At 67.1% G+C, this 17,921-nt stretch carries 16 protein-coding genes; 14 read left to right on the top strand and 2 right to left on the bottom strand.

The features are described 5' to 3' along the window. Positions 1-57 precede the first annotated feature (57 nt). The 5 genes from OH146_RS02615 to ndk all read left to right on the top strand — a co-directional run bounded on the left by OH146_RS02615 (position 58) and on the right by ndk (position 6,509). Positions 58-738: an RraA family protein gene (locus OH146_RS02615; RefSeq protein ID WP_265157097.1), complete on the top strand. Its 681-nt coding sequence runs from the start codon at positions 58-60 to the stop codon at positions 736-738. 239 nt (positions 739-977) lie between these two features. Beyond that, positions 978-4,280 carry an isoleucine--tRNA ligase gene (gene ileS / locus OH146_RS02610; RefSeq protein ID WP_265157095.1) on the top strand — a complete coding sequence of 1,101 codons (3,303 nt, stop codon included), beginning with the start codon at positions 978-980 and terminating at the stop codon, positions 4,278-4,280. Beyond that, on the top strand, positions 4,273-5,673 hold the full coding sequence (locus OH146_RS02605; protein ID WP_308214935.1) for a bifunctional folylpolyglutamate synthase/dihydrofolate synthase: 1,401 nt from the start codon (positions 4,273-4,275) through the stop codon (positions 5,671-5,673). Before ileS ends, OH146_RS02605 begins: the two co-directional genes overlap by 8 nt. A gap of 50 nt (positions 5,674-5,723) precedes the next feature. Then, entirely contained in the window at positions 5,724-6,062 is a 339-nt protein-coding gene (locus OH146_RS02600; protein WP_265157093.1) for a DUF4233 domain-containing protein, read from the top strand. Between the two features lie 30 nt (positions 6,063-6,092). Next, on the top strand, positions 6,093-6,509 hold the full coding sequence (gene ndk / locus OH146_RS02595; RefSeq protein ID WP_265157091.1) for a nucleoside-diphosphate kinase: 417 nt from the start codon (positions 6,093-6,095) through the stop codon (positions 6,507-6,509). Positions 6,510-6,559: 50 nt separating this feature from the next. Here the strand turns inward: ndk and OH146_RS02590 are convergent, their stop codons facing one another. Continuing rightward, the gene (locus OH146_RS02590; protein WP_265157090.1) at positions 6,560-7,375 is read right to left on the bottom strand and encodes a vitamin K epoxide reductase family protein; all 816 of its coding nucleotides are present in this window, start codon (positions 7,373-7,375) and stop codon (positions 6,560-6,562) included. Positions 7,376-7,754: 379 nt separating this feature from the next. Here OH146_RS02590 and OH146_RS02585 point away from each other — a divergent pair, with 379 nt between their 5' ends. The 4 genes from OH146_RS02585 to OH146_RS02570 are packed head-to-tail and all read left to right on the top strand — an operon-like array spanning position 7,755 to position 13,727. Next, positions 7,755-10,388 (top strand): Rne/Rng family ribonuclease, encoded by a 2,634-nt coding sequence (locus tag OH146_RS02585; protein WP_265157088.1) that lies wholly within the window; start codon positions 7,755-7,757, stop codon positions 10,386-10,388. Positions 10,389-10,436: 48 nt separating this feature from the next. Next, positions 10,437-11,489, top strand: a complete 1,053-nt coding sequence (locus OH146_RS02580) for a permease (protein WP_265157086.1) — start codon at positions 10,437-10,439, stop codon at positions 11,487-11,489. Next, the gene (locus OH146_RS02575; protein WP_265157084.1) at positions 11,479-12,297 is read left to right on the top strand and encodes a TIGR03943 family putative permease subunit; all 819 of its coding nucleotides are present in this window, start codon (positions 11,479-11,481) and stop codon (positions 12,295-12,297) included. The genes OH146_RS02580 and OH146_RS02575 overlap by 11 nt, the downstream gene beginning before the upstream one ends. Continuing rightward, the gene (locus tag OH146_RS02570; RefSeq protein WP_265157082.1) at positions 12,294-13,727 is read left to right on the top strand and encodes a hypothetical protein; all 1,434 of its coding nucleotides are present in this window, start codon (positions 12,294-12,296) and stop codon (positions 13,725-13,727) included. The genes OH146_RS02575 and OH146_RS02570 overlap by 4 nt, the downstream gene beginning before the upstream one ends. Positions 13,728-13,780: 53 nt before the next feature. Here the strand turns inward: OH146_RS02570 and OH146_RS02565 are convergent, their stop codons facing one another. Next, complete coding sequence (locus tag OH146_RS02565; protein ID WP_265157080.1) at positions 13,781-14,056, bottom strand: DUF4031 domain-containing protein; 276 nt, start codon at positions 14,054-14,056, stop codon at positions 13,781-13,783. Between the two features lie 41 nt (positions 14,057-14,097). On the opposite strand from OH146_RS02565, the gene OH146_RS02560 reads away from it, so the two are divergent. The 5 genes from OH146_RS02560 to proB all read left to right on the top strand — a co-directional run bounded on the left by OH146_RS02560 (position 14,098) and on the right by proB (position 17,919). Then, positions 14,098-14,664, top strand: a complete 567-nt coding sequence (locus tag OH146_RS02560; protein WP_265157079.1) for a hypothetical protein — start codon at positions 14,098-14,100, stop codon at positions 14,662-14,664. A 134-nt stretch (positions 14,665-14,798) separates the two neighbouring features. Further along, entirely contained in the window at positions 14,799-15,107 is a 309-nt protein-coding gene (gene rplU / locus OH146_RS02555; RefSeq protein ID WP_265157077.1) for a 50S ribosomal protein L21, read from the top strand. A 27-nt stretch (positions 15,108-15,134) separates the two neighbouring features. Then, positions 15,135-15,392 (top strand): 50S ribosomal protein L27, encoded by a 258-nt coding sequence (gene rpmA / locus OH146_RS02550; protein WP_265157075.1) that lies wholly within the window; start codon positions 15,135-15,137, stop codon positions 15,390-15,392. Between the two features lie 104 nt (positions 15,393-15,496). Next, positions 15,497-17,071: a GTPase ObgE gene (obgE, locus tag OH146_RS02545; protein ID WP_265157073.1), complete on the top strand. Its 1,575-nt coding sequence runs from the start codon at positions 15,497-15,499 to the stop codon at positions 17,069-17,071. An 8-nt stretch (positions 17,072-17,079) separates the two neighbouring features. After that, entirely contained in the window at positions 17,080-17,919 is an 840-nt protein-coding gene (proB, locus tag OH146_RS02540) for a glutamate 5-kinase (RefSeq protein WP_265157071.1), read from the top strand. The last annotated feature ends 2 nt before the right edge of the window (positions 17,920-17,921 follow it).

The raw sequence follows: 17,921 nt of genomic DNA, 5'->3' as shown, positions 1-17,921 counted from the left end.
AGCATGGCACCGCCTCATGTCCTAATCTGTCGCCACACCACCGTGAAGGAGACGACCATGACGGATGTCCCGCCCACCGCTGCTCTCGCCGACGCGCTCGTGCGGCTCACGCGCCCGGTGCGTTGTGCGCCCGCCACCCTGGCGCCCCTCTTTCCGACCCCGCCGCTCATGGGACCGGCTGTGCCCGTGACCCACCTCGGAAGCGTGGACGTGATCCTCGAGTCGATCGACGCTGCCCCGGAGGGCGGCGTGCTCGTTGTCGACAACGGTGCACGCACGGATGAGTCGTGCGTGGGTGATCTGGTCGTGCTCGAGGCGAAGCAGGCTGGCCTTGCCGCCGTCATCATCTGGGGCCTTCACCGCGACACCGCGCAGCTCCGGGACATCGGGCTCCCCGTCTTCAGCACCGGCGCGATGCCGCTCGGGCCCACCCGGGTTCCGAGCGGGGGCGACCCCATGCGGTCGGCGACTCTCGGCGGAGTGCGGGTCATGCCCGGCGACATGGTCGCGGCGGACGACGACGGCGTGCTCGTGCTTGCGCACGATGAGGTTGACCAGGTGGTGGCGCTTGCCCGCGATATCGCCGAGATCGAGGCGAGGCAGGCGGCGCGGATGCGCGGAGGGGAGTCGTTGCGAAGCCAGCTGGACTTCGACGGTTACCTGGAACGGCGTCGCGATGACCCCGGCTACTCGCTTCGGGAACATCTCGCCTCTGGCGCGGGGGCGATCGAGACGTGAGGGGTTCAGCCCAGTCGCGGTATCCTTGACAGCACACGCACCGATCCGGCCATCACCGGGGAGCGGTCGGAAGAACAGCGGATGCGACATCCGCCCAGTAGAACCGAACGGGTCAGGCCCGTCACAGCCGCAGAAGGAGCGGTCGCGTCCTGATTTGGATGCGGCAAGCGAGGTGGTACCGCGGAGGGTGAGCCGATCATCCGTCGTCCTCGTGCAGATTCGTCACTGCCAGGAGAAGAATGACCTACCCGCGCCACTCCCACGACGGCACGCCTGCGGCGTCTGTCACGCCGAGCCCCGACTTCCCCGCGCTGGAGAAGGGCATCCTCGCGTTCTGGAAGGGCGACGACACCTTCCGCGCCTCGGTCGAGGGCCGCGAGGGATGCGACGAGTGGGTGTTCTATGACGGCCCGCCCTTTGCCAACGGTCTGCCGCACTACGGGCACCTGTTGACGGGCTACGCCAAGGACCTCTTCCCTCGCTACCAGACGATGCGCGGCAAGCAGGTGCACCGGCGCTTCGGCTGGGACACGCATGGCCTGCCCGCCGAACTTGAGGCGATGCGCCAGCTCGGCATCACTCGCAAGGACGAGATCGAGCAGATGGGCGTCGAGGCATTCAACGCGACAGCGCGGGAGTCTGTGCTCACCTACACGAACGAGTGGCAGGAGTATGTGACCCGCCAGGCGCGCTGGGTCGACTTCGAGAACGACTACAAGACCCTCGACATCTCCTTCATGGAGTCCGTCATCTGGGCGTTCAAGCAGCTCTATGACAAGGGGCTCGCCTACGAGGGCTTCCGCGTGCTGCCCTACTGCTGGAACGACGAGACGCCGCTCTCGAACCACGAGCTGCGCATGGACGACGACGTCTACAAGATGCGCCAGGACCAGACCGTCACCGTGACCTTCCCCCTCGTCGGCGAGAAGGCCGAGGCGCTCGGGCTCACCGCCGTGCGCGCGCTCGCCTGGACGACGACCCCCTGGACCCTGCCCACTAACGCGGCCCTCGCCGTCGGCCCCGAGATCGACTACGCGGTCGTGCCGAGCGGCCCGCTGGGTGCCGGTGACGGCTCCGCCGAGGGCGTCGCGGAGTACCTGCTCGCGGCCGACACGGTCGGCGCCTATGCCAAGGACCTCGGGTATGAGAGCGCAGCGGATGCCGCGGCATCCGTCACCCGCACGATCAGTGGTCGCGACCTCGGCGGCGTGCAATACGACCGGCTGTGGGACTTCTATGCGGGTGCCGAGGGTTATGAGAATGCCTGGCAGATTCTCGTCGCCGAGTACGTCGCGACGGGCGAGGGCACGGGAATCGTGCACCAGGCGCCCGCCTACGGCGAGGACGACCAGGTCACGTGTGCGGCGGCGGGCATCCCCGTGATCATCTCGGTCGATGAGGCCGGCCGCTTCCTGCCCGCGGTCGAGCCCGTCGCGGGGCAGCAGGTCTTCGAGGCGAACAAGCCCCTGACTCAGCTGCTGCGCTCCGAGGGTCGACTGCTGCAGCAGAAGAGCTACGAGCACAGCTACCCGCACTGCTGGCGCTGCCGTAATCCGCTCATCTACAAGGCGGTCTCGAGCTGGTTCATCCGGGTTCCGGAGTTCCGCGACCGCGCCGTCGAGATCAACGAGCAGATCACCTGGGTGCCGGAAAACGTCAAGCACGGCCAGTTCGGCAAGTGGATGGCGAACGCCCGCGACTGGTCGATCTCGCGCAACCGCTACTGGGGCTCGCCGATCCCGGTATGGAAGAGCGACAACCCCGAGTTCCCCCGCGTCGACGTCTACGGTTCGCTCGAGGAGCTCGAGCGCGACTTCGGCACGCTCCCGCGGAACGCCGACGGCGAGCCCGACCTGCACCGGCCGTTCATCGACGACCTCACGCGACCGAACCCCGACGACCCTACGGGCACGTCGACGATGCGGCGCATCGAGGACGTGCTCGACGTCTGGTTCGACTCGGGCTCAATGCCCTACGCGCAGGTGCACTACCCCTTCGAGAACAAGGAGTGGTTCGACAGCCACAACCCCGCCGACTTCATCGTCGAGTACATCGGCCAGACCCGCGGCTGGTTCTACACCATGCACGTGCTCTCGACGGCCCTCTTCGATCGGCCGGCGTTCAAGAACGTGATCAGCCACGGCATCGTCCTCGGCAACGATGGCCAGAAGATGTCCAAGTCGCTGCGCAACTACCCCGACGTCAACGAGGTCTTCGAGCGCGATGGTGCCGACGCGATGCGCTGGTTCCTCATGTCATCGTCGGTCATCCGAGGCGGCAACCTCATTGTGACGGAGGAGGGCATCCGCGAGGGGGTGCGGCAGTTCCTGCTGCCCCTCTGGAGCACGTACTACTTCTTCACTCTCTACGCCAACGCCGCCGGTGACGGCTACGAGGCGAAGTGGCGCACTGACTCCACCCACGTGCTCGATCGCTACCTGCTGGCCAAGACCCGCCAGTTGGTGACGGATGTCACGGCTCACCTCGATGCGCTCGACTCGCCGCTCGCGGCCGCCGCCCTCCGCGACTTCGCGGACGTGCTGACGAACTGGTACGTGCGGCGCAGCCGCGACCGCTTCTGGGCGGGCACCGACACAGATGCCTTCGACACCCTTTACACGGTGCTAGAGACTCTGACTCGCGTCGCCGCGCCGCTTGCCCCTCTCGTGACCGAGACGGTATGGAAGGGGCTGACGGGCGGCCGCAGCGTGCACCTCGAGGACTGGCCGGATGCGGCGGCCTTCCCGGCCGACGAGGCCCTCGCCGCCTCGATGGACCGCGTGCGCGAGATCGCGTCGGCCGGCCTCGCCCTTCGCAAGGCGACGGGCAAGCGAGTCCGGCTGCCGCTCGCAAGCCTCACGGTTGTGAGCGACGACGGCGCAAGCCTCGAGGAGTTCGTGTCGATCCTGCGCGACGAACTCAACGTCAAGGCCGTCGAGCTGGTCGCCCTCGAGGAGGGCAGTCTCGCCTCGTTCGGCATCGAGCGCAAGCTCACGGTCAACGCGCGCGCGGCGGGCCCCCGCATCGGCAAGGCCGTGCAGCAGGTCATTCCGGCGGCAAAGGCGGGCGACTGGCAGACGGCGGGGGACGGCGTCATCGTGGGTGGCATCGAGCTCCTCCCCGGTGAGTTCGAGCTCGAACTCACCGCCGGATCCTCTGACAGCGCGATCAGCTTCCTGCCGGGAGGCGGTTTCGTGCTCCTCGATACCGCGACCACGCCCGAACTGGAGGCAGAGGGGCTCGCCCGTGATGTCGTGCGCGCCGTGCAGGAGACCCGCAGGTCTGCCGGGCTCGACGTGAGCGACCGCATCCGGCTCGACCTGTACTTCGATGACGATGCGGATGCGGCATCCCTCGAGTCCTTCTCTGATCTGGTCGCGGGCGAGACGCTCGCCCTCGCGCTCCGCGTGCACCGTGGTGCCGGCAGCGAGCTCGAGGGCGCGGTGGGAAGCCACCGCGGCGAGGTGCGGGCAGGCCAATATGCGAATGCGGGGCGCATCGTCATCGATGTGGCCCGGTGGGGAGAGGGAGTCGATGTCTGACGAGGTCCGACGGGAGCCGGAGATGGATCCCGAGCTGAGCGACGACGCCCTCCTGCAGGGGGAAGCCGACGCCGTGTATGCGGAGCTGCTGTCACGGGTGGGGGAGGCGACCCCGCGTCCGCGACTTGAGCCCACTCGGAGGGCCGCCGAGCTTCTCGGCGACCCGCACAGGGCGACCCCGGTCATCCATGTCGCGGGCACCAACGGCAAGACCAGCACAAGCCGCATCATCGACAGCCTCCTACGTGCGCACGGTCTTCGCACCGGGCTGCTCACGAGCCCGCACCTGAGCAGGGTCAACGAGCGCATCCTGATCGACGGGCAGCCGATCAGCAACGAGGCGTTCATCCACAACTGGCGTGACATCCGCCCCTATCTGCAGCTGACGGATGCGCAGCTCGAGTCGGAGGGGGAGGCGCCGCTGACCTACTTCGAGGCCTTCACCCTGCTCGCGTTCGCGAGCTTCGCCGACGCCCCCGTCGACGTCGTGGTGCTCGAGACGGGCATGGGCGGTGAATGGGATTCGACCAATATCGCGGATGCCGCGGTCGCCGTCATCACGCCCATCGCGCTCGATCACATGCACCGCTTGGGCTCGACGATCCAGGAGATCGCGCGGACCAAGGCGGGCATCATCAAGCCGCAGTCGATCGTCGTCAGCGCGCGGCAGGAACCCGTGGCGTTTGCCGAGCTGGCCTCACGTGCCGATGCGGTGGGTGCCACTCTCGTGCCGCAGGGCGATGACTTTGATGTCGCGAGCACCACGATGGCCGTCGGCGGTCAGCTGGTCTCGATTCGGGGCCGCGCCGCGAGTTACGACGACGTGTTCCTGCCGCTCTACGGCTCGCATCAGGCACAGAACGCCGCCGTCGCCGTCGCGGCCGTTGAGTCGTTCCTCGGCGGCGGCGCACAGGCCGTCGTCTCCGACGTTCTGGAGCAGGGTCTCGCGGAGGCCACGTCCCCGGGCCGACTCGAGTTGGTCGGGATCGAACCGACCGTCATCGTCGATGCGGCGCACAACCCGCAGGGGGCACAAGCGTTGACGGCGGCGATGAGCGAGTACTTCGACTTCGACGAGGTCGCGCTCGTGCTCGGAGTCCTAGAGGACAAGGACGCGGAGGGTATCGTCGATGCGCTTGCGCCGCTCGCAGCACGCATCTACGTGACCCAGTCGACGTCCGATAGGGCCGTGGCATCCGACGATCTGGCCTACATCGTGCGTAACGCCATAGGTTCCGACGCCACGTGGGAGTACGAGACCCTCGTCGAGGCGGCGGAAGCAGCGCGGAGCTGGGCCGGGGAAGCACCGAAGCGCGCCGTAGTCGTGACGGGATCGATCACTCTCGTGGGCGAGGCGATCGACCTCGCGTCTGCTGAGGGGTGGAAGCCATGAGCGCGGAGCCGACGGCCGAGCGTACACCCCGGCCACGTCGGGTGCGCTCCGTGACGGAGAGCCTTCTCACAATCGTGCTGGGACTCGAGGCTGCGCTCATGTTCTTTGTCGCCCTCACAGTGTTCGGGCTTGACATCCTGCCGCCCGTCGTGGCGCTGGGCGGTGGTATCGCCTTCATCGTCGTGCTCCTCGGGGCGACGTTCGCGCTCCGCTACAGCTGGGGAGTGTGGTTGGGCTGGGCACTGCAGGTAGCCCTCCTGGCGCTCGGCTTCCTCCTCCCCGCCCTTTTCATCTCGGGAGCCATCTTCGTCGCGATCTGGATCTACTGCTTCGTCACAGGTCGCAGGCTAGATCGCCGCAATGCAGCCCTCGGCGTCGCACCCCAGTAGACCGAACACCCCCAGAAAGAAGGAGAACGCATGGAGATCGAAGAGACACTCGTCCTCGTCAAGCCGGATGGAGTCGCCCGCGGACTCACGGGGGAGATCCTCCGTCGCATCGAGGCCAAGGGGTACCAGCTTGTCGACCTAAGGCTCGTGCAGCCCGATCGCGACCTGCTCGCGCAGCACTACGCGGAGCACGAGGGCAAGCCCTTCTACGAGCCCCTCGTCGAGTTCATGGAGAGCGGCCCCGTCGTCGCCATCCGCATCGCCGGCAACCGGGTGATCGAGGGTTTCCGTTCGCTCGCGGGCACGACAGACCCCACGACGGCTGCCCCCGGAACCATCCGCGGCGACCTCGGCCGCGACTGGGGACTGCGGGTGCAGCAGAACCTCGTGCACGGCAGCGACTCGCCCGAGTCGGCCACACGCGAACTCGCCCTCTGGTTCGCCTGACTCACGCCCACATTCCGTCGCCGTCGTCCGCGCCGTGAGGGTGCTCGGCCTCAGAGATACGAGATGAGGTCAAGCCCGATCTGAGCGACGACGGCGACGGTGAGGTAACCGAGTACTGTCAGCAGCGGCAGCCATCCGAGGGCGGTGCGGCCGACCTTCGCCATGCCGGCTCGGCCACTTCTTGCCGCCCACTCGCCGAGGCAGTACCAGAAGACCGGGATCGTCACAGCCCACGTCACCATGCACCATGGGCAGAGGGTGTTGAGCACGAAGATGCTCTGACTGATGAGCCAGATGACGAATGCCATCGCCCCAACGACCCCCAGTGTGAAGATCGACCAGAGCCACGTCGGCAGTCGCACACCCGCGAACATGGCCGCCGCCACCACGAGCACGGCCGACCAGCCGACGAGGCCGAGCAGGGGGTTGGGGAAGCCGAAGAGCGCGCCCTGCCACGACGCCAGGTTCGCCCCGCACTGCACGAGCAGACTGAAATTGCACTCGAGTTCCGTGTTGGGTTCCGTGAGAGTGACGACCTTGTCGGCCGTGAGCGACCACGCCGCGAGCAGGCCCACCGCGGCGGCGAGAGCGAGCAGACTCCCAGAGACGGGGCGACGATCGGATGCTGCATCCGCGCGCGTCACGGCGAGGACGACGCCGGTGCCGATGAGGAGGGTGCAGGCGACGAGTCCTGCGGCGGTTGCGGGAATCCCCAGAATCAGGACGGGAAGGGGCGACTCCGTGTCCATGCCCTCAAACGTCTGCAGGGTCGAGACGAAGCACACGATCCACCCGATCACTCCGAGGGCGGCGATGATGATGCCCGCCGTCCGGCGTCCGCCGGGGGTGAGAAGTGCGTCGGCCATGCCTCAATCCTGACACGCTCTGGCCCCCAGTTCCGTTGTCTCGAGAGGCAACATGCGTCCCTCGAATGCGGGACTCTCGACAAGGCGTGCGATAATTTGGGAGATGTTCGTCGCGAGCCGCGCTCACGGCGACAACAAATGAGAGCTTTCCGGTCTGCCATTCCGCGTCGCATGCGACGTGAGCGACGAGATCGTCGCAGACATGGCACGCCGGGCGTGCAGTACCGAACGAAGACAAGACGAGCGAGACCGGGCCGATGCCATCAGGATGCATCCGCCCGAAACGCGTCGTAAGGATTAGCGGGACCGCCGAGGCGGGCCCCGAGAGAGTTCCGGTGGGCAGCGCGGTTTGCCGCATCGGCTTAGGAGTGCACCAGCGATGGTGGAGACAAACGAGAACAATGACGGCGGAACGAAGAATGAGGGGACGCGCAAGCGAGTCAGGCTGTTCGGTGGTCGCCGAGCCAAGCTAACGGAACAGTCCAGCGCGACCGAGCAGGCTCCTGAGGCAGCGAAGGCGCCTGAGACAACCGAGGCTTCTGAAACGGAGCAGGTCGGTGCGCCAGCGCAGGTCACCGAGACAGCGCAGGTCACCGAGGCAGCGCAGGTCACCAACACAGCGCAGGTCACCGAGACAGCGCAGGTCACCGACGCAGCGCACGACCCTGAGGCTGCGAGCGTGACGTCGGCGCAGGAGCCCGGCGCGACGGAGGCCTCGGCCCTCACTGCGGCCGAGAAGAAGTCTCCAGCCGAGAGCGGCGCGCCGTCTTTTGAGCCGCTTGTCGCGACCTCGACGACCTCCCTCCTGTTCCGTGCCCCCGACCTGCCGACCATGCTTCCGCCGCGGAGTGACGATGACCGCCCCGGAGACGAGACGCCCCCCTCGTCGTCGCGCCGCCGCTCTCGTCGTCGCTCCACCGAAGAGGAGAAGGGCGCCGAGACTGCGGAGAAGTCGCAGTCGGGTCGTCAGCAGCGTCAGCCGCGCCAGCAGCAGGAGCCCTCGAACGAGCCGCAAAAGGTGCGCGGGTCGACCCGGCTTGAGGCAAAGAAGCAGCGTCGGCGCGATGGTCGGGACGCGGGACGCCGTCGTCCTGTCGTCACCGAGGCGGAGTTCCTCGCCCGTCGCGAGAGCGTCGATCGCGTCATGGTCGTGCGCCAGAAGAACAACCGGATTCAGATCGGCGTGCTCGAGGACGGGGTGCTCGTGGAGCACTACGTGGCACAGTCGCAAGAGGCATCCCTCATCGGCAACGTCTATCTAGGGCGCGTGCAGAACGTTCTGCCGAGCATGGAGGCGGCGTTCGTCGACATCGGCCGAGGCCGCAACGCTGTGCTGTACTCGGGAGAAGTCGACTGGGAGGCCGCCGCGGAGAATTCCGCGGAGGGCAAGAATCAGGCGAGGCGCATCGAGCTCGCCCTCAAGCCGGGCGACAAGGTGCTCGTGCAGGTGACGAAGGACCCGGTCGGGCACAAGGGTGCCCGGCTCACGAGCCAGGTCTCGCTTCCGGGGCGTTACCTCGTCTACGTGCCGAACGGTTCGATGAACGGCATCAGTCGCAAGCTCCCCGACACGGAGCGCGCGCGGCTCAAGAAGATCCTCAAGGAGGTGCTTCCTGACAACACGGGCGTCATCGTGCGCACGGCTGCCGAGGGGGCGACGGAGGAGCAACTGACGCTCGACGTCAACCGACTGACCTCGCAGTGGACGGCCATCAGCTCCTCGCTGGAGAGCGTCAATGCGCCCGCGCTTCTGCACAGCGAGCCGGACCTGCTCGTCAAGATCGTGCGCGATGTCTTCAACGAGGACTTCCAGAAGCTCGTGATCGAAGGGGCGGATGCCCGACAGACGATCACGAACTACCTCAGCCAGGTCGCCCCCGACCTGGTGGACCGCGTCGAGGCGCACGCGGGGGAGAAGGACTCCTTCGACGAGTACCGCATAAGCGAGCAGATCGAGAAGGCGCTCGATCGCAAGGTCTGGCTGCCCTCGGGCGGTTCGCTCGTGATCGACCGTACGGAGGCAATGACGGTTGTCGACGTCAACACGGGCAAGTTTGTCGGCTCGGGCGGCAACCTCGAGGAGACCGTCACCAAGAACAACCTCGAGGCGGCCGAGGAGATCGTGCGCCAGTTGAGGTTGCGCGACATCGGCGGCATCATCGTCGTCGACTTCATCGACATGGTGCTCGAGTCGAATCGCGACCTGGTACTGCGTCGCCTCGTCGAGTGCCTGAGCCGCGACCGCACGAAGCACCAGGTGGCAGAGGTCACCTCGCTCGGTCTCGTGCAGATGACGCGCAAGAAGCTTGGCCTCGGGCTTCTCGAGTCCTTCAGCGAGCCGTGCGAGAGCTGCGCCGGGCGCGGCATCATCGTGCACCACGACCCCATCACACGGCACCGCCAGTCGTCGCAGCCCGACTCTCGTCGCGGACGCGGCAAGAGCAATGGCAGCGGCAGCGGCAATGGCAACGGAAATGGCAACGGAAACGGTAGCGGCAATGGCTCCAATGGCGGCGCCAAGGCCTCGGGCACGCATGCGATCACGGAGGACGTGAAGAACGCCCTCGCTCAGATCGCAGCGAGCACGATCGCACCGCATGCCGAAACGGATCCGTCGGGCGAGGAGAAGCCGGAGGTCGAATCGGGTGCCGAGGTTCCCGAGACGACGGCGCCCAAGTCCGGTCGGTCGCGCCGCTCACGAGCGAAGTCAGCACCGGATGCCGAGGGCTCCTCCGCCTCTGATCCTGCGACGGATGCTCGCACTCCTGACGCAGCCTCCGTCGAGGCGACGCAGGAAGACGAGGTCGTGCAGATCCTGGATATCCCCGTCAAGGCGGCGCGGTCGCAGCGCAAGGTCAGCAGCCAGGACGCCGAGCAGTTCCTGGGGTCGGTTCTCGACGCTCTGCCCGAGCCCAAGCAGCCCGGTCAGGGGCGGTCGCGCGGTTCCCGCCGCGCCTCAAGCTCCGGCGTGGTTCAGGCGGGCACGGCTCAGGCGCTCACGGCCGACGACTGAACCGCAGCTACCGGGAAGCCCAGCTGGGGCATGTGATCATGGAGCACGATGAGCACGCGAGTCTACGTTGAGCTGGGACGTCGCCCCGACGAACCCGCTCCGCCGCCGCGCGGGCCGAGTCCCGCGGCGATCATCGGCCTCGTGCTGGGGCTTCTCGGAATCGCGTCGCTCTTCGCAATCCGTGCACTGACTCCGGAGCTTGGCCTCCCCAGCCTGCCGAACACCGCGCAAGACCTGCTGACGCTCAGCATCAGCGTCATCATCGAGTCGCTGCCCTTCGTCATCCTCGGTGTCGTGCTGTCGATCGTCGTGCAGCACTGGATCCCGGACCGGTGGATCAGCCGGGCTATGCCGCGCAACCCGTGGGCGCGTCGCGCGATGGTGTCGTTCTTGGGTATGTTCCTCCCCGTCTGCGAGTGCGGCAACGTGCCGCTCGCGAGAGGGCTGGTGCTTCGCGGCTTCTCGGTGTCGGAGTCGATGACCTTCCTGCTCGCTGCCCCCATCCTCAACCCCGTCACGATCATCACGACCCACCAGGCGTTCGGCTTCGACGACGGCATCCTCGTGGCACGGCTGCTCGGCGGGTTTCTCATCGCCAACCTCATCGGCTGGGTATTCAGCAAGCATCCGGCGCCCGAGAGCCTTCTCTCGAGCGGATTCGCAGCGGAGTGCGCGGCGGGGGAGCCGCACGGTCGTGGCGGACGCTGGAACCGCAGCGTGACACTCTTCGTTCGCGAAATGGGTGTCATCATGCCTGCCCTCTTCATCGGCTCCCTCATCGCTGGACTTGTGCAGGTGGCCGTGCCACGCGATGTTCTCGTGACCCTCGGGAGCAATCCGCTCTGGTCGATCCTCGCGATGATGGCTCTCGCTTTCATCATCTCGGTCTGCTCCAACGTGGACGCCTTCTTCATCCTGCCCTTCGCATCGACGTTCATGCCGGGCTCGATCGCAACATTCCTGCTCTTCGGCCCGATCATCGACATCAAGATGCTGGCTCTCTTGCGCACGACCTTCACGACGGCGGTGCTCGTGCGCATCACGGTGCTCGTGGCGCTCCTGAGCGCGGGCATCGGATTGGCGGTGAACTATGTCTTCTGACGAAAAGCATGGGGCGCACGCCCACGCGCACCATCACGAACACGGGGGCACCCGCGGGCAGCGAGTGTGGGATGCCTGGCGTCGCTGGCAGGGGCTCGCTCTCGCGGCCGCAGTGCTCGTATCGACGCTCTGGCTCGCCGCGACGGGGCAGCTGGTGCTCTACATCCACCCGCGCTACGTCGTCTTCACGGTCGCGATGGCTCTCATCGGCGTCGTCTTCGTGGTGGCGGGCCTCGTCGCGGGGAGGGGAGCGACAGAGGGTGAGCAGCCCCGCAGGCTCGCGCGCGCCGCATCACTCACCGGATCGGTGCTCGCCGGTGCACTCGCTCTCGCGCTCGTCATCATTCCGCCCGCAACCCTCACGACCGCGACGGCGTCACAGCGCGAGATCAACAGCACGGCTCTCGGCGAGGTGGACGAGTCTGTCACTGAAGCGGCGAGCGTTGCCGGGGCATCCGCCTCCTTCACCGTGCTCGACTGGGCGTCGCTGCTGCGTCAGACGTCAGATCGTGCGTTCTACGCCGACAAGCCGGCCGAGGTGCTCGGCTTCATCACGCCCGACAGCGATGATCCGGAGAACTCCTTCTACGTCTCACGCTTCAAGGTGACCTGCTGCGCTGTGGACGCCCAGCCTGTGGGCGTTCCCGTGTACCTTCCGGACTGGCAGGGGGAGTTCAGTCCCGACGCCTGGGTGGAGGTCACGGGAACATTCGACACCAACCCGAGTCGGGGCAGCGCACAGCCGCTCGCACTGATTCCCGAGGAGATCGTGCCCGTGGATCAGCCCGAGGAGCCGTACCTCTATTGATCGACGACCCTAGGGGCGCCCCCCGGCGCCCGCGCCGTGACTCCGGTGACGGTGAAGGCGATTTTCAGCGAGCCTTCACCGGGAGCGTCGTTGTCCTCGCCGTCCTGTGCCTCGTCTTCCTCGGCCTCACGACATTTCAGGGGCCGAAGCTGGCCTCGGCCGTCGTAGACCCCGCTCTCGTCGTCCAGCAGCCAGGGCAGCAATTGCGCCTGTTCACGAATCAGGCGGTCGCGCAGGTCGCCGAGGATCAGGTGACGATCACGCCGGCGGCGCCGTTCACGGTGTCGACCGATGGTGATGTGATCTCGATCGAGTTCGAGCAGAGTCTCCACTACGGCACCGACTATGTCGTCGAGGTCTCGGATGTCACGAGCCCCTACCAGGAACGTCCCGCCACTCTTCGGCACGAGTTCCGCACGGAGCCCGAGACGGTCCACCTCCTCGACCGGGCCGAGCCCGGCTCGGGGGAGCAGGACGTCATCCAGGCGGGGGAGTTGACGGCGGAGGGACTGACGGGGCTTGTCGCCGTGTATCGTGACGAGCGCATCCTCGACTTCGTGGTCGCGGGGCAGGCGCTCGCGGTCGTGACGGAGGCTGCGAGCGACGACCACCGCCTTTCGATCGTGAGCCTCTTCGATGGCGCGGTCGAAGAGATCGAGCTTCCCGGCGCGGGCACGCTCGACGAGCTGCAGGCCAACTCCGGTTTCGCCGTGGGTTTCCGCTTCACGAGTGCGGGTGACCCCTTGGCCCGAGAGTACGCCCAGACCCTCTTCTGGATGGACCTCGAAGGGGCGCACACACCCTCGCCTGTACACGGTCTTACGGGCGACTCCCTCTCGGTCAGCGATTGGGCCTTCGTGCCCCCGCAGGGGGCGATCGCTGCCCTGGCGACCGACCAGTCACTACTCCTGATCGATCCGCGAGGTGAGGACCCGGCTGTGCCGCTGGGCATCTGGGAGGGGCTCGACGATATCTCCGCCGATGGCAGCACGGCCATCGTGCGCGATCTCTACGACACGATCGTGCTTTCGCTGGCCGACGGGTCTGCCGAGCCGTTCGGGCCGTCCCCGATCGACGGGGTCGTTCCCTTCGGCGGGGAGGTGGAGCTCCTCCAGGCCGGCCCTGCCCGGGTGCAGAAGGTGAGCGTCTACGACCCCGAGGCGGGCGTGTTCGTGAGCCGTGTCGTTGCCGACGACGGCGTCGAATCGCGAAGCCTCTTCCTGAGCGAGAGCGGCGCGGGGTCGATCGACGAGATCAGCGTGTCGCCCAACGGCCAGTTCGTCGCCGTCGAGTTCGTCCCGGATGTCGCGACCGCTGTCTCAGATGCCTACTACCCGTTCGCCCGTGCTGACACCATCCGCACGGTCCTCGTCGACATTGCGACCGGCCGTCGCGTCGCCGACGTCCCCGGCTTCGGCATCGCCTGGTGACGCCCGTTGAGTCAACGGATGCGGCGCTGAGTCATCGGGTGCCGCGGCGCTGATCATCGGATGCCGCGGCGCTGGCGCTGGCTGACCCTCAGCCCGCTCGCTTCGAGTCGGCGCACGAGCTCCCGGTTGCTGACCGGTTCCGCACCGAGGGTGACGAGGGCGGGCACGCGGTCAGCGGGCACGTCGTAGTGGTCGCGGTCGAATCCGCGGCGGGGGAGGCCGGCGAGGGCGGCGAACTCGTGGAGTTCATCGAGGGAGCTGTCGCTCACGAGGTGAGCCCATAGGGTCCCGTGCGCGGGCCACATAGGGTGGTCTATCAGCACGGCCATGGCGGTGAGTCTAGACAGTTCGGAGAAGGGGAGCGACACGGATGGCAGCAGAAGAGTTTCCTGTTCGCAGGGAGCGTGGCAGGCTCTCGATCGCGATCGTGCTTGCGGTTGCTGTCGTGGTTGTCCTGCTGCTGCAGCAGTGGCTGCAGATCATTGCCTCCGCCATCCTCGTTCCCCAGGATGGTCTTCTCCTCTCGTTGATGGGCAGTGGCATCCGTTGGATGCTCGTGGTGGCGCTTCCCTTCGCGGTGGGAGCGTGGTTCTCTCTGTGGTACGTAGCACCCGTGTCGCGGGTGCTGAGCCTCTCACAGGTGGGGCTGCGCGCACTCGTGGCCGCCGCTCTGGGGGCCGCAGGCGCGCTACTGTGCAGCGTCCTCGTGGCACTGACACAGGGCTTCCGTGTGCCCGGCCCGTTCTTCGGCAACTCCTTCCCCCTCGCCTACGGCGGCTGGGACGTCCTTGAGGGCGTCCGCTCGGCCGTGCACACCGGCATCTCGGTGTTCGCGCAGGCGGCTCCCGTCGTGGCCCTGGTTCTTCTCGTCTGGTGGTGCTGGCCGCGAGTCGGGCGGGTGAGCCCCGCATCCTCGGGTAATATGGACGAGGTTTGACCGGCTCCCGAGGTTTCGACTAGTATTGACCCTTGGCGTGCGCTGGCCAAGCCCGCAATCAACGCCAAGTTCTTCTCGGGGCATCATGCTCCGGTGAAATCATGAAGCTTTCTTCAAGTAGTTAGGGTTCCCAAGTGGTTTACGCAATCGTGCGCGCCGGCGGTCGGCAGGAAAAGGTCGAGGTCGGCTCGGTCGTCGTCCTGGACCGTATCGCGGCCGACAAGGATGGCAACATCGAGCTCGCCCCCGTGCTGCTCGTTGACGGCGACAAGATCACGCACGACGCGAAGGCGCTTGCGAAGGTCACGGTCAAGGCGGAGGTTCTCGGCGACCTGCGCGGTCCGAAGATCGTCATTCAGAACTACCGCAACAAGACCGGTTACAAGCGTCGCATGGGGCACCGTTCGGAGCTCACGCGCGTCAAGATCACGAGCATCAAGTAGATATCAGGAAGCAACAGGGGCTGACTAATGGCACACAAAAAGGGCGCATCGTCCACCCGTAACGGCCGCGACTCCAACGCGCAGCGCCTCGGCGTCAAGCGTTTCGGCGGCCAGACGGTCAACGCTGGCGAGATTCTCGTCCGCCAGCGCGGCACGCACTTCCACCCCGGCGTGAACGTCGGACGCGGCGGCGACGACACCCTGTTCGCCCTCGCGGCGGGCTCTGTCGAGTTCGGCCAGAAGGGTGGCCGCAAGGTCGTCAACATCGTGGCGGCGGCCTCCTAGGCACACAGCACGGCCCGGGACACCGGGCACACGTGGGGCGGGCTTCGGCTCGCCCCTACGTGTTTTTCATCGGCCTTTCGGCCTTCGAGACAAGGATCACGGTTATGGCGACCTTTGTGGACCACGTGACCCTGCACCTGCGCTCAGGCCACGGTGGCAATGGATGCGTATCGGTCCGCCGCGAGAAGTTCAAGCCTCTCGCCGGACCCGACGGGGGCAATGGCGGCAATGGCGGCGACATCGTGCTCGTCAGCGACCCGCAGGTGACAACTCTTCTCGGCTTCCACCGCGCCCCGCACCGCTCCTCTGAGAATGGGCAGCCGGGGATGGGCGACCACAGGGCCGGCACGACCGGAGCGGATCTCGAACTCCCTGTTCCTGTCGGCACCGTCGTGAAGGATGTCGATGGCACCGTCCTTGCGGACCTGACGGAACCCGGCATGCGCATCGTGGTCGCTCCCGGCGGCCACGGGGGGCTCGGAAACGCGGCCCTTGCGACGACCAAGCGCAAGGCTCCGGGGTTCGCTCTCCTCGGCACGCCGGGCTGGGAGGGTGATGTCGTCCTGGAGCTCAAGGTCGTTGCGGATGTCGCCCTCGTCGGCTACCCCTCGGCGGGCAAGTCAAGCCTCATCGCGGCCATGTCGGCCGCAAAGCCGAAGATCGCCGACTACCCCTTCACCACGCTGCATCCGAATCTCGGCGTCGTGCAGGCGGGTGATAGCCGGTACACGATCGCTGATGTTCCCGGCCTCATCGAGGGCGCCAGCGAGGGGAAGGGCCTGGGTCTCGAGTTCCTGCGCCATGTCGAGCGCTGCTCGGCGCTCGTGCATGTGCTCGACTGCGCGACTCTCGACCCCGGCCGGGATCCGCTGAGCGATCTCGATGTCATCCTCGGCGAACTCGCGGCGTATGAGGTTCCGAGCGGCCAGACTCCGCTGCTCGAGCGCCCCCAGGTGGTCGTGCTCAACAAGGTGGATGTCCCGGATGCTCGTGACCTCGCCGATCTCGTGCGCCCCGAACTCGAGGACCGCGGATTCCGGGTCTTTGAGGTCTCCGCGGTGAGCCGCGCAGGGCTGCGCGAGCTGTCCTTCGCGCTGGGCGAGCTCGTGGAGGAGCAGAGGTCGAGCATTGAGGCAGAGCCTGTGCGCGAGCGCATCGTGCTGCGGCCGCGGGCGGTCAACGAGGCGGATTACGAGATCCGCGTGGAGGGCGGGAGCCACGGCAACGTCTACCGGATCGTCGGCGGCAAACCGGAACGGTGGGTGGCCCAGACGGACTTCACCAACGACGAGGCGATCGGATATCTCGCGGACCGCCTCGCGAAGCTGGGAGTGGAGGATTCACTCTTCTCCGCGGGTGCCGTAGCGGGGTCCACCGTCGTGATCGGGGCGGGGGAGGGCGTCGTCTTCGACTGGGAGCCCACCCTCACCTCGGCGGCAGAGCTCATCACGAGCCCGAGGGGCACCGATGCCCGACTGGGCGAGTCGGAGCGTCCGACCCGCAACGCCCGCAGGCAGGCCTACTTCGAGCGGATGGACGCGAAGGCTGCGGCGCGCGCCGAGCTGATTCGCGAGCGAGAAGCCGGGCTCTGGAATGATGATGAGGGTTTCGCGGTCGACCGCCGCGACTCCACCCCCTCCGAGGGTGACTCGGCCGGGGCATCCGACTCACACGACTGACAGGTTCGATGACCGTACAACCCACGACCAGCACCATCCCGACGTTGAGTCCCGTGTCGTCGAGGAGTGACATCCCGCGCGCGCGTCGCGTGGTGGTGAAGGTGGGATCGTCGTCGATCAGCGGCGAGAACTCGGGGCAGGTGTCCTCGCTCGTCGATGCCCTCGCGGCGGCGCACGCGCGCGGCTGCGAGATCGTCCTGGTGTCCTCGGGGGCGATCGCGAATGGGCTGCCGTTTCTCAATCTGCAGGACAAGCCCACCGATCTCGCCACCAAACAGGCGGCCGCCGCAGTCGGGCAGAACGTGCTCGTCTATCGCTATCAGGAGAGCCTTGGCCGTTATGGCATCGTCGCCGCGCAGGTGCTCCTGACGGCGGGGGATCTCGAAGCGAAGGTCAACCGCTCCAACGCGCGCCGCGCGATGCAGCGGCTGCTCGAGCTGCGCATCTTGCCCATTGTGAACGAGAACGACACGGTCGCGACCGCGGAGATCCGCTTTGGCGACAACGACGAGCTCGCCGCGCGGGTTGCGAAGCTGTTGGGTGCTGATGTTCTCGTGCTGCTTTCGGATGTCGACAGCCTCTACACGAAGCCGCCGTGGCTCGAGGGCTCTGAACGGATCGTCGACGTGCCCTTCGGTGACCCGCTTGCCCAGGTCGAATTCGGTGGCATCGGTGCGGCCGGTGTCGGAACCGGCGGGGCGCGCACCAAGGTCGATGCAGCACGACTCGCCGCGGGCGCCGGCACTCCCGTTCTCCTGACCTCGACGGCGCAGGTGCGTGACGCTCTCGAGGGCGCTCCCGTCGGCACCTGGTTCCACGCGGGCCTGACGGAGCAGCCGGTCGGCTGAGG

It is taken from the genome of Homoserinimonas sedimenticola, assembly GCF_026094475.1.
GTDB classification, from domain to species: domain Bacteria; phylum Actinomycetota; class Actinomycetes; order Actinomycetales; family Microbacteriaceae; genus Homoserinimonas; species Homoserinimonas sedimenticola.
This window is presented reverse-complemented; position numbering and strand designations above follow the sequence as displayed.